Origin of the sequence: Pseudomonas sp. SWRI154 (genome assembly GCF_014268645.1) — a bacterium.
Classification (GTDB): Bacteria; Pseudomonadota; Gammaproteobacteria; order Pseudomonadales; family Pseudomonadaceae; genus Aquipseudomonas; species Aquipseudomonas marvdashtae.
In genome coordinates this window covers 1-219 of the sequence record NZ_JABWQW010000109.1, presented here as the reverse complement: position 1 = coordinate 219, position 219 = coordinate 1, and the positions used below count along the sequence as shown (strand labels likewise).

The 219-nt window shown below is 61.2% G+C and carries 1 pseudogene; it reads right to left on the bottom strand.

Annotation, left to right across the window (positions count from 1 at the left end):
• Positions 1 to 219: pseudogene (locus HU806_RS26355) on the bottom strand (group II intron reverse transcriptase/maturase); the annotation flags it as partial.

The window sequence follows — 219 nt, the reverse complement described above, 5'->3', positions numbered from 1 at the left end:
CCGAGAACAGAGGGTCGAAGATCGGCGTAAGCTGCTGCAGCAGGGCCTGTTGGATCAGGCGATCCACGACGCTGGGGATGCCCAACTGCCGCGTTCCACCTTTGGGTTTTGGGATTTCGACGGCGCGCACACCTTGCGGGTGATACTCGCCGGCCAGCAACCGAGCCTTGAGGATCGGCCAATACTGATTCGTGTAGTCCGCCAGTTGCTCCACCGTCA